11 protein-coding genes and 2 tRNA genes are annotated in these 9,747 nt (G+C 48.3%); 11 read left to right on the top strand and 2 right to left on the bottom strand.

Going from position 1 to position 9,747, the window contains the following annotated elements; all coding sequences use genetic code 11:
• Positions 1–245: 245 nt before the first annotated feature.
• Together ACG2F4_RS15805 and ACG2F4_RS15800 are read right to left on the bottom strand one after the other, a co-directional pair.
• Positions 246–318 (bottom strand) — tRNA-Glu (locus ACG2F4_RS15805).
• Positions 319–403: 85 nt separating this feature from the next.
• Positions 404–477, bottom strand: a tRNA-His gene (locus ACG2F4_RS15800).
• Between the two features lie 609 nt (positions 478–1,086).
• Here ACG2F4_RS15800 and ACG2F4_RS15795 point away from each other — a divergent pair.
• The 11 genes from ACG2F4_RS15795 to ACG2F4_RS15745 all read left to right on the top strand — a co-directional run bounded on the left by ACG2F4_RS15795 (position 1,087) and on the right by ACG2F4_RS15745 (position 9,742).
• Positions 1,087–1,500, top strand: coding sequence for a hypothetical protein (locus tag ACG2F4_RS15795; protein WP_395261853.1), 414 nt, complete (start codon positions 1,087–1,089; stop codon positions 1,498–1,500).
• A 220-nt stretch (positions 1,501–1,720) separates the two neighbouring features.
• Positions 1,721–2,287: a DUF4255 domain-containing protein gene (locus tag ACG2F4_RS15790; protein WP_395261852.1), complete on the top strand. Its 567-nt coding sequence runs from the start codon at positions 1,721–1,723 to the stop codon at positions 2,285–2,287.
• A 2-nt stretch (positions 2,288–2,289) separates the two neighbouring features.
• A complete protein-coding gene (locus tag ACG2F4_RS15785) occupies positions 2,290–3,426 on the top strand; it encodes a hypothetical protein (protein ID WP_395261851.1) in 1,137 nt (378 codons plus the stop codon).
• A 258-nt stretch (positions 3,427–3,684) separates the two neighbouring features.
• Positions 3,685–5,685 carry a phage tail sheath family protein gene (locus tag ACG2F4_RS15780; RefSeq protein WP_395261850.1) on the top strand — a complete coding sequence of 667 codons (2,001 nt, stop codon included), beginning with the start codon at positions 3,685–3,687 and terminating at the stop codon, positions 5,683–5,685.
• 42 nt (positions 5,686–5,727) lie between these two features.
• Positions 5,728–6,156 (top strand): phage tail protein, encoded by a 429-nt coding sequence (locus tag ACG2F4_RS15775; RefSeq protein ID WP_395261849.1) that lies wholly within the window; start codon positions 5,728–5,730, stop codon positions 6,154–6,156.
• 19 nt (positions 6,157–6,175) lie between these two features.
• Positions 6,176–6,631, top strand: coding sequence for a phage tail protein (locus ACG2F4_RS15770; RefSeq protein ID WP_395261848.1), 456 nt, complete (start codon positions 6,176–6,178; stop codon positions 6,629–6,631).
• Between the two features lie 9 nt (positions 6,632–6,640).
• On the top strand, positions 6,641–6,766 hold the full coding sequence (locus tag ACG2F4_RS15765; RefSeq protein ID WP_395261847.1) for a hypothetical protein: 126 nt from the start codon (positions 6,641–6,643) through the stop codon (positions 6,764–6,766).
• Positions 6,767–6,779: 13 nt separating this feature from the next.
• On the top strand, positions 6,780–6,941 hold the full coding sequence (locus ACG2F4_RS15760; RefSeq protein ID WP_395261846.1) for a DUF5908 family protein: 162 nt from the start codon (positions 6,780–6,782) through the stop codon (positions 6,939–6,941).
• Positions 6,941–7,621 (top strand): LysM peptidoglycan-binding domain-containing protein, encoded by a 681-nt coding sequence (locus ACG2F4_RS15755; protein ID WP_395261845.1) that lies wholly within the window; start codon positions 6,941–6,943, stop codon positions 7,619–7,621. The genes ACG2F4_RS15760 and ACG2F4_RS15755 overlap by 1 nt, the downstream gene beginning before the upstream one ends.
• 3 nt (positions 7,622–7,624) lie before the next feature.
• Complete coding sequence (vgrG, locus tag ACG2F4_RS15750) at positions 7,625–9,373, top strand: type VI secretion system tip protein VgrG (protein ID WP_395261844.1); 1,749 nt, start codon at positions 7,625–7,627, stop codon at positions 9,371–9,373.
• A 96-nt stretch (positions 9,374–9,469) separates the two neighbouring features.
• The gene (locus tag ACG2F4_RS15745; RefSeq protein ID WP_395261843.1) at positions 9,470–9,742 is read left to right on the top strand and encodes a PAAR domain-containing protein; all 273 of its coding nucleotides are present in this window, start codon (positions 9,470–9,472) and stop codon (positions 9,740–9,742) included.
• The last annotated feature ends 5 nt before the right edge of the window (positions 9,743–9,747 follow it).

Genomic DNA, 9,747 nt, shown 5'->3' with positions numbered 1-9,747 from the left:
GGATTCCCTGCGTGTGCTGGTCTTCTCAGGCACCGGATGGTATCGTCATGCGGAGATCCCGCTGATCAACGGCTGGCTTGTCCGGCTGGGAGCCGTCCACCAGATGCGCGTGGATGTCACGGAAATCTTTTAAGAGATAAGTTATTAGCATAAGTAACAGGCAACTAAAACAACATCAGAGAAAACTCTAAGGGCTTCAATAAAAAAATAAGCCCTTGCAAGTCAAGAACTTACAAGGGCTCGTGTACCGCGTACGGGATTCGAACCCGTGCTACCGCCGTGAAAGGGCGGCGTCCTAAACCCCTAGACGAACGCGGCAAAAAAGATTGTCTGTTGAACGGTTCAGGGTAAAGGTTATACGTACCTTCAACATGTAACCTTTCAACTTGCAACAGAAAAAGTGGGAGCCCGATGGGATTTGAACCCACGGCCTCCAGGGCCACAACCTGGCGCTCTAACCAACTGAGCTACGAGCTCCATAAAGCCTGAGTGCATATTTTCAGGCCCTGAATCAGAGGTTTTAACTTAGGTTTCTAACATGAAATTCAGGGCTCCAAAGATACGGATTATTATGACAGTTTCAATAAATTTTATCATTAAAAATAGCGTTAAACTTGCTGAAAGATCTCTACTTTTAAAGCTTGCTTTGGGAAGCCCCAGAAAGAAAAGCAGTTTCCCCAAAACCGGGTTGTCCCTTTCGGCTTGATCCAAAAGGGATGAAAAAAAATCAGGGCAGAGAATGGGGCACCCGCTGCCGCATCAGCAGGTCTTTAATGAGCCTGAAGTTTCTGCCATAGTCTATTTTTTAATAGATAAGTTTATTCAGAACAATTGGTTAAGAATAAAAAATGTAACATTGGATGTGCCGGCGGCTCTTTAAATATACAGTCTGTAATATTAAACGGGTGGAAACGAGTGGGTGTATGAGGATTCAGGTAAAGGAAATTGTCTGAAAGTCTTTCCGCGAATAATCATTAAATATCGCTGAAAATGGCAGAAGATAGTTGCTGATATCTCCCATTTAATAGTTCGGCCAATCCCCACTGAACAAAAAAGTCGAAACATTAGAACCAGGTGGAGGAATATATGCGTGGAGAAACTGTCAATATTGGGAGAGCTGTTGACCTGTTGGAAGCCAATCTTATGCAGGTGGCCAGGGTGACTGAGTGGGCACAGTTGATGGGATACAAGAATCCCAAAAAGTTTTCGCGGAGATTTCTACGGCACTATACCGTACGGCCTCAACCTGTACTGGAATACATGCGTCTTAAAAGCATCATCAAGGCGTTGCGCAAGGATGGCAGATCAAATTTTGAAATAGCGAGAGCCCACGGTATACCGGATGAAAAAGGCCTGAATAAATTTACAAACTACCACCTGGACTGCTCCCCAACTCACCTCAAAAAAATACCGGAGAAGAAAATACAGGAAAAGCTGGACCGCATAGCTCACCAGGAAATTTGGTTGTCTGAAAGACAAAGGAGCAGCAGTGGAATGTGACTGCCGGCGTTGATTGAGTTATTTCCCCTTTCTATTTGGAAGATATCAGGGTCGGAAAAATTAGGTAGTAAAGTTCGGTAGTGAGAGTCTGTCAATGTTTAGCTAATGTGTTATAAGAACTGTAGCAGTCGACCAGAGATGAGGTTTCAAAACAAGAAACCGGGGAGTTGCTTCACAACTCAGGGTAAGGTTGATAAAATCGTTGAGATGGAGATTACGTATGATTCTGGAAAAGTCTCTCACATTTATTCAGGAGCAGCTCGATACATATCTAAAACAAAAAACGGGGGAGAACACCAGTAAAGTTGTGCTGAGCGACATTCTGAAGCAGAATGGTGATATGGCCATTGATGCGGAGAAAGTCGCGATTATGCTCGTCAATATCGAGGAAGAGAAGATCGGTAAGCAGCAGAAGGCATACCTGAAACAGGAAAACGGCACGTATGCCAAAACCAACCCGGAAATTCGGTTAAATCTCTTTCTGCTGTTTGTGGCACGATTTAGCAACTATGATGAAGCTGTCAAAGCCATATCCAACGTCATTGCTTTTTTCCAGAGTCGTAATGTCTTTGAAAGCAGCAGGCATCCCTCTATGGGTACTTCACTTGAGAAGCTGGTTTTTGAACTTCAGACCATGAGCTTTGAGCAGATGAACCATCTGTGGGGAGCCCTGGGAGCCAAATACATGCCTTCCGTGCTCTACAAGATGAGAATGGTGACCATAAGAGAAGACGAGATTAAGGAAGATGTCCTGCCCATCAAAGAAATCGAAATAAGGGGAATATAAATATGTCTGTATTCCAGGAGATTTTCGGTTTAAACATGACGCACAGCTATTATGCGGCCGGAATTACGGGGGATTTAAAAGCCAGTCCAACGAAAGAAACGGCACAGAAACTAAGAGATGTTGGGTTGCTGTTCAGGACTACAGGATCAGGTTTTGCCGTTTTCGGGGAGGTTGTAAAGAACGAAGCGGACAGCGCTGGGCTGCAAAGGGAGATCGACCGCCCCACCCGCTTCCAGTTTATACTCAGGCAGCAGAACCCGTACTTTCTGAACTTTACAGACTTGCCTTTTCATGCCAGCGGTCGAGAAATATACTATTTCAACAATTTACAGGTCAGCAGTACCGCGGGGATCCACTTTTTGCATTCTCCCGTTGAAGAGGAATACAAGGTTAATACTGAACAGTTGCTGAAGATTCAACATGGCAATTATCGTTACAGTACGGCCGGCACGGGGGACGAAAATTCGGCACGCTTGATATATCCCGATCTGGGGATTCGCATTCAGCAACGGCAACCCAGTGTTGAAGGTGAATTTCATTTTCAATTCGACCTTGCACGGTACCCCGGGGGTCGGGCGGAACTCTGGTTTAACGGGGAGAAGAAGGAGTCGTTTTATGCGAGCGGATCAGAGAAAACGGCCGGAATATTCGGCATTGTGGATCTTTTTTATTCGCCCCTGGTTCCCCCGGATTACCGGTTTATAAAACAGGACGGAACGCTGCAGAAGCAGGTTTATACGCTGCCTTTCAAAAAGCGAAGTACTTTTTGGAAATATTTTATTGTCAACAGAACAGGGCATGAGTTTGAAAACCCTGAAATCAAGGGATATAGCATCGATCTCCTGGAGCATTACCCCGATGATTATTACGTGCGTGTTGCAGATCGGCATATTCCACCGGAAATCAGGGGATTCACCAGGATCAATTCCGGAGAGTATCCTGACAACTACAACATATTTGTTTCCAATCAACAAATACCGCTTTCAGAGCAAGGCGTACGTTCGCTGTATCTCAAAAAAAAGGTCAACTCTTCAAAAAGAGTGGTGTTGAAATCGATGGCCAATCCGGGTATTCAAGCATTAAAAAAGGAGAGAGAGGAAAAGGACAAATACTATTCAGAAGTGTATGTATACCTATAACCTGTATTTCTCATAAAAATGAATATAAATTTCTCATAATGCTATGATTTACAGTGAGTTGCATTGATTTTAAAACTGAACATGCTATAACAGTTTGTAGCGGGCTACGAAATTGTCCCGTCTGCTACGTTAAAGAGGGTAATCGCGCACTCAACGTATCAATATACGTTTCGCTTGCGATTACCACTTCGCCTTGCATACGAACCAATTTCTTGGTGAGAAATGCAGGCTAACGCTAACAATTAAGGATACGATACAATGGCAAATAATTATAAAACACCGGATGTATATGTAAAGGAGATATCGATATTTCCTCCTTCGGTCGCGGAAGTCGAGACCGCCGTACCCGCTTTTATTGGGTATACCCAGATGGCCAGGGAAAAAAATGCCGGAGATCTGCATCTTGTTCCCTTTAAAATAAGTTCCATGGTCGATTACGTGGAAAAGTTTGGGGGGGCACCGCCCGTTAATGTGAAATCAGTCAATCTCAATGGCGACAACTCGGTCATGAATTACGAGATTGAAGATAACTACCTGATGTACGATTCGCTGCGTCTCTTTTTTAACAATGGTGGAGGGGACTGCTATGTCGTTTCGATCGGTTACTTCAACGGGGGCGCTGTTGCATCGGATTTCGAAAAGGGAATTGATGCGGTTGAAAAGTTTGATGAGCCCACGCTGTTTGTATTTCCGGATGCGGTTAAACTCTCGAAGTTGGATCTGGGGGCGTTGCAGGGAAGAGCGTTGGCACAGTGTGAAAAGCTGAAAGACCGATTCGTCATTTGTGACGTTAAAGACCAGGACGGGATCGATACCGATGCCGGTGATTTTCGCCAAAATATAGGCAGCAAAAATTTGAAATACGGCGCTGCCTACTATCCCTTTGTTAAAGCCAACCTGGGACGCGACCTAAGGTACCGGGCTCTGCTTGAGTTCGATGGCCAAAAGGTCGTTAACAAGGTAAAGAAATATTCATCCGCGGTTAACTGGAAAAATATGACCGATGATGCGGATGTAAAGACCCTGGTCGACGAATTGAATAACCTGGTTCTCAGTGCCAAAACGCTGGAAAGCGAACTCAGTACATTTAAGCAATCCAAAACCATTGACACGCTTGCGGAAGGCTACGAACAGGCTATAACGGCGTTCAAGACCAAAGTTACCGAAGGAGAGACCGCTTCCAACGTTCGCCCCGATTTTCTGGATGCGGTGGACTACGTCTACGAAGTTGCCCATACGTTTTTGGATCAACCGATCAAGGACGGGGCGGAATCGATTAAAGCGCCCCTGCTCTCCTATATGCAAAGCCTGGTGACAGGCAGCATGAAGCCCGAGATTGAAAAACTGGTGGCCCTCGACAATAGTGCATCCTCTCTTATCCACAGTGATTTTCCTCGCTGGGATGATCTGACGTGGGAATATTCCGGCTGGGCGGGCAGTTTTGACGGGACCCCCACCAACGACGGGGCTTTCCCGACCGACGGGTCCGATTCGGAGAAGATAAAGCAGAATATGCTGGCCATTGAGCCGCTGGTCACGGAGGTCTTTTACAGCATAACAAGTGCGGTGCACGATGTCCTGGAAGAGGTCAACACGCAGGAACAACAGAAGGAAACCAGCCTGAAACTGCAGTTGCCGACCCTGAAGAATGTATTTACGACGTTGAACCAGGATTCAGCCCTGCTGCCGCCGAGTGGGGGTGTTGCCGGTATCTATGCCGACGTTGACAGAAAGCGCGGGGTATGGAAAGCCCCGGCAAATGTGAGTCTTTCAAGCGTAATCGGACTGAACAGAAAGATTGACCATTTTGACCAGGAGGATCTCAATGTGGATGTCACCGCCGGTAAATCCATCAATGCGTTACGAACATTTACCGGGAAAGGTCACATGGTTTGGGGGGCGCGAACCCTGGCGGGCAACGACAACGAGTGGAGGTACGTGCCGGTCCGCCGCTTTTTCAACATGGTGGAGGAGTCGATCAAAAAGTCGACCTACTGGGCGGTTTTTGAGCCCAACGACGCCAACACCTGGGTAAAAGTTCGGTCAATGATCGAGAACTACCTGACCCTGAAATGGAGAGAGGGCGCACTGTTCGGGGCCAAGCCGGACCAGGCGTTCTTTGTAAAGGTTGGGCTCGGCTTGACCATGACCCAGCTCGATATCGACGAGGGGAGAATGATTGTGGAGATCGGGATGGCGGTCGTCCGGCCAGCCGAGTTTATCATCCTGCGATTCTCTCACAAGATGTTGGAATCCTGAAAAGACAATACCACTAATATCTAATGTAATTAGGAATTCATTATGGCTTATCCATCACCAGTATTTCATTTTAGCGTAGATTGGGGAGGCGAAAGCGTCAGCTTTTCCGAAGTATCCGGACTCAATATAGAATCCCAGGTCATTGAGTACAGGGATGGCGCAAATCCGGAGTTTACAGCCCAAAAAATGCCGGGACTCCAAAAGTTTGGCAACATCACGCTGAAGCGGGGCATCTTTGAGGGCGACAACGAGTTCTTTGAGTGGCTGAATACCACGAACCTGAATACCGTGGAGCGACGCGACCTGATCATCAAGCTGCTGAACGAAGAGCACGTACCGCTTATGACCTGGACCGTTAAAAATGCGTTCCCGGTCAAGATCGAAGGTCCGGGATTGAATGCCACGGGTAATGAGGTGGCTATTGAGACGCTCGAAATTGCCCATGAGGGACTCAGTATTGAAAATGAATAGTATCAAACATTAAACCCCAATGGAATATCCGGCAGTAGGCTTCCACTTTAAGGTGGAATTTTCAGGACTGGATGGTGCCACGGACAACGATATCCGTTTCCAGGAGGTCTCGGGTTTAACCGCGGAAATAGGGACGGAGGAGTTAAGGGAGGGCGGTGAAAATCGTTTTGCCCACCGACTTCCCCAACCCGCAAAATACCAAAACCTGGTACTGAAGCGGGGACTGTTAACAGGCACGGCGTTGATACAGTGGTTTCGGGATGCGATCGAACATTTCAGTTTTGATCCCCTGGTCGTAAACGTTTCGCTGCTTAATGAACAAGGTAACACACTTATCAACTGGAATTTTACAGGGGCATACCCGGTAAAGTGGGCGGTATCCAACCTGGACGCCCAGAAAAATGAGGTTGTCATCGATACCATCGAGCTGGCGTACCAGTATTTCACGAAAGTGGTGCCGGAAAACAAAGAATAAAAGGGACCTTTGCAGAACCAAGCAGTCATCCTGAACGGAGTGAAGGATCTCCCTTTCAACGGCTACAACCGGACAAGGGAGACCCTTCGACAAGCTCAGAATGACGTAATCGAGGATTTTGCAAAGCCCAATTAAAAAATGATTTGATATGCCTATAGAAATCAGGGAACTGGTCATTAAAGCCGTGATTGATGAAGAGGGGCAGCCTGACGCCCGCAGGGCCGAAAACCGGGATAAACAGAGACAGCAGATTATCCGGGAATCGGTGGAACAGGTCCTGGAAATATTTGAGAAAAGGAGGGAGCGATAATGGCTGCCGAGGAAAGCAACACCGGTGAATTGAAAAAGCTGAAGATAAAGTCTTTTAAGGATGCCGAATACAACCAGGAGGACGATGAATTTTCCGTGACCTACAATCCGCAGGAATATTCTGTCAAATATGAAATTGAAAGCGATAGCTCGCAGGGCATCGGGACCACGGGAACCGCGCATACATTTAAAAAGATCAGGCCGCAGGATCTTACCCTCGATTTTACACTGGACGGTACCGGGGTCACGACGGGAGAAAAGGTGGACGTACCCGACAAGATCCGGGAGTTTTTGACGGTTACCTATGAATTTAAGGGAGATGAGCACCGCCCCCGCTATTTGATGGTACTCTGGGGGACCCTCATCTTCAAGTGCATCCTCAAATCTTCGTCCGTCAAATACACGATGTTCAGCAACGATGGCAAGCCGTTGCGAGCCAAGATTAATGCGACATTCAACGGCTTTATCGAGGATAATTTGCGGGCCGCCAAAGAGGATAAGAGTTCTCCCGATTTGACGCACCACCGGGTGGTAAATGATGGAGACAGCCTTCCCCTGATGTGTTATCGGATCTACGGGGACTCCAGGTACTACCTTAAGGTGGCGGAGAAAAACAACCTGCAGAATTTCAGAAAACTGGAGTCCGGCACCATCCTTTCCTTTCCACCACTGGGAGAATAAACCATGGCAACACCACGTCAAACCATACCGTCTGACCGCCCCACCGATCTGCCGACATTTACCATACTGTCGGCCGGGCAGGAATTGCCCGACAGGTATCATCTGTTTTCAATTACGGTCTCCAAGAAGCTCAATCGCATTTCGTATGCCCAACTGGTGCTGAAAGATGGCAGTCCCTCTGAAGAGGATTTCCCACTCAGCAATACCGACTTGTTTAAACCGGGTCGGGAGATCGAAGTGAGAGCCGGTTACCACAGGGAGGAGGCGACCATTTTTAAAGGCTTGGTGATTAAGCATGGGATCAAATCCAGGAACGGTCAGCCATCAATGCTATCGGTTGAATGCAAGGATCCGGCAGTTAAAATGACGGCCGGAAGAAAGAACCGTTATTATACCGAAATGACTGACAGCGATATTATTGAGGAGCTGGTCGGCCAGTACGGGTTACAACCGGATATAGAATCTGCCAGTCAAACTCATAAAGAGCTGGTTCAGTATTATGCCACGGATTGGGATTTTGTCGTTTCCCGGGCGGAAATGAACAGTCAGGCGGTATTGCCGGATGACGGTAAGTTAACTATTAAAAAGCCCACTATTACAGACCCGGTTGTAGCCCTTGCCTATGGGGCCACAATTTTTGACCTGGAAGCTGAGATGGATGCCAGGGACCAGTTCAAAGCAGTCAAAACCTCTTCATGGGATTATACCGCCCAGGAAAAGATAGACACGGATGGAGAAGATCCGGGCTTTCAACAGGCGGGAAATATTGGTGAAGCAGAGCTTTCGGAGGTTATTGGACTGGAGGAGCTCTCGTTACGCCACAGTGGACAGGTATTGGATACCGAACTCCAGGCCTGGGCCGACGCTGCCATGCTTAAAAGCAGACTGGCCAAAATCCGGGGGCGCGTCCGTTGCCCGGGAATAGCCGGGATCAAGCCGTTTGACACTATCGAGCTGACCGGCATCGGAGAGCGGTTTAGCGGCAACGTGTTTGTTTCCGGCGTGAGGCAGCATTATTCGACCGAACGGTGGGTGACGGATATCGAATTTGGGCTCTCGCCCCGCTGGTTTTACAAGGAAGATGATATTGTCGAAGTAGCGGCATCAGGGTTGCTGCCCGCCGTCAACGGGTTGCAGGTGGGTCTCGTAACACAGCTGCAGGGCGATCCGGAGGGGGAGCACCGAATACTGGTTAAGTTGCCGATGGTGGATATGGAACATGAGGGGACCTGGGCGCGTATCTCCACCCTTGATGCCGGCGACAGCCGCGGGTCCTTCTTTCGACCGGAGATAGGTGATGAGGTGCTGGTGGGATTTATAAATGGCGATCCCCGCGATGCGGTGGTCCTGGGCATGATGAACAGCAGCGCCAAGCCGCCCCCCGCCGATGCAAGCGATGACAACCATGAAAAAGGGTTCGTAACCCGCGAGCAACTGCGGTTTTGGCTCAATGATGACAAAAAGAGCATCGAACTGGAGACGCCCAACGGTAATAAGATCACCCTGAGCGACGATGAGGGAAGTATCAAATTGGAGGATGAAAATCAGAATAGCATTCTTATGAACTCGGATGGGATCACGCTGGAGAGTGCGGGAGACGTGGTATTGAAAGCGGGTGGGAATATAAAAGTAGAAGGAACGAAGATTGAACAGAAAGCGAAGGCGCAGTTCAAGGCGGAAGGAAGCGCCGGTGCTGAACTTACCAGCAGCGCGTCGGTTAAAGTTCAGGGCGCGATTGTACAGATAAACTAGCCCGGATTTCTCACGAGTATTTTGGATAAACATCTTCTGCAAGACAAACGGTAGCATTCTTCGGCAGAAGGTTTAATCAAACAAAAAGGAGATGATATGCCGGCAGCAGCGAGAGTCACAGATATAACGAGTCACGGGGGGATCATAACCGGACCTGGCGTTCCGACGGTACTAATCGGGGGGATGCCGGCCGCCGTAGCCACAGATATGCATTCCTGTGCCATACCTCCGCCGCATCCGCCGGTAACCCCGTTTCCAATGGGAAGCACCACCGTTTTTATCGGGGGTAAACCGGCGCTGAGAGTAGGCGATGTGTGCGGGTGTGGGGCCGGTGCAGTCATTGGTGAACCAACAGTAATAATAGGATAGACGAT

Origin of the sequence: Halalkalibaculum sp. DA3122 (assembly GCF_043951865.1) — a bacterium.
Lineage (GTDB): Bacteria > Bacteroidota > Rhodothermia > Balneolales > Balneolaceae > JAMQKA01.
Note: the sequence above shows the minus strand (reverse complement) of the source record. Positions and strands in the feature narration are given on the sequence as shown.